Annotated in this window: 1 protein-coding gene; it reads left to right on the forward strand. The window is 45.7% G+C overall.

Going from position 1 to position 1,510, the window contains the following annotated elements; genetic code table 11:
* The first annotated feature begins 25 nt into the window (after positions 1 to 25).
* Positions 26 to 1,468, forward strand: coding sequence for a tRNA lysidine(34) synthetase TilS (gene tilS, locus CEX73_RS02790; RefSeq protein ID WP_101627066.1), 1,443 nt, complete (start codon positions 26 to 28; stop codon positions 1,466 to 1,468).
* Positions 1,469 to 1,510 lie beyond the last annotated feature (42 nt).

Here is a 1,510-nt window from a genome sequence, read left to right on the forward strand (position 1 = left end):
ACTTGTTACAGCGGATACATACTATATGAAGTATAAAAGCAATGTGCTGCATGGGTTACAACAACAAGTCGCTGAATCTATTGCTGGGCATAACCAGCTGCTGTTAGCTTTATGCGGGGGGTTAGACTCCACAGTCTTGCTGGAGATATTGAAGTCACTACGCGACGCTAATAATCAGAAAACTGGGCCGCAGTTATCTTTACGGGCAATGCATGTTCATCATGGATTAAGCACACATGCTGATTTATGGGTCACGCATTGCGAACAACAATGCCGGCAGCGTACCGTGCCTTTCAAAGTTATTAGGGTGAAGCTTGAAACGATACCTACACCTAAAAATGGTATTGAGGCTGCCGCGCGTAACGCGCGTTACCAAGCGCTACATGATGTATTAGTCCCAGGCGAAGTGTTACTTACTGCTCAACACCAAGATGATCAAGCAGAAACGTTACTTTTGGCATTGAAACGCGGTAGTGGCCCAGCAGGATTAGCTGCTATGGCTGCTAATAGCTCTTTGGGGGATCATAGACTACTGCGCCCGTTGCTAGCTTGCAGTAGAGCACAACTAGCTGCGTATGCTGTGGCTCTTAATCTTAGTTGGATTGAAGATGACAGTAATCAAAATGATCGTTTCGATCGTAATTTTTTACGTCTACGTATACTCATGCCACTGCAGCAACGTTGGCCTAAATTTAGTCAAGCAGCTACACGTAGCGCACAGTTATGCGGGGAACAGGAAACTCTTTTAGACGAACTATTAAAAGAAACCCTAACTACACTTGTTAGGTCCGACGGGGGGCTGCAACTAACGCCGCTTTTGCCCATGAGCCATCTTAGGCGTGGGGCGTTGCTGCGGCGCTGGCTAGCATCTCAAGGCGCTGAGATGCCCTCACGCCAACAACTAGCTCATCTTTGGCAGGAGGTAGCGCTCAGCCGCCGTGATGCGGTACCGCAATTTGCGATTGGGAATAAACTGCTGCGTCGTTTTCGTGACAGATTATATTTGCTGTCTACACCCATATCAGCTGAACCTAAAGTAGACGCATTACTGTGGCCAGTTTCCACAGCACAATTACTATTACCACACCATTTAGGATTATTAATTAGGCAACTAAATGATACCGTTATATCTCCGAATATTAATATAGTCAATACATCGGTAAGTGTTATTCGTGCACCCCAATCGGATGAGGGGGTGTCAGTACGTTTTGGCAAAGTTGATGGATTGCTGCATATCGTAGGCCATCGTCATGGTCGTACACTAAAAAAAATATGGCAGAAGCTAGCAGTGCCGCCATGGCAGCGTAGGCGTACCCCGTTGCTTTTCTATAATCAAAGACTTATAGCTGCGCCAGGAATATTCGTCACACGGGACGGAGAGGTACAAAATAATTGTGCGCAATGGCGTTTACATTGGCTACCTTCTTCTTCTCTAGACTTCCCGGTCAATTTTATACCAGGAAGTTAAGTAGGAAATGAAATTAGAACAAATAATCAATTGACTTTTGTG

Source organism: Candidatus Palibaumannia cicadellinicola (genome assembly GCF_002855795.1).
In the GTDB taxonomy this organism is placed as follows: Bacteria; Pseudomonadota; Gammaproteobacteria; order Enterobacterales; family Enterobacteriaceae; genus Baumannia; species Baumannia cicadellinicola_C.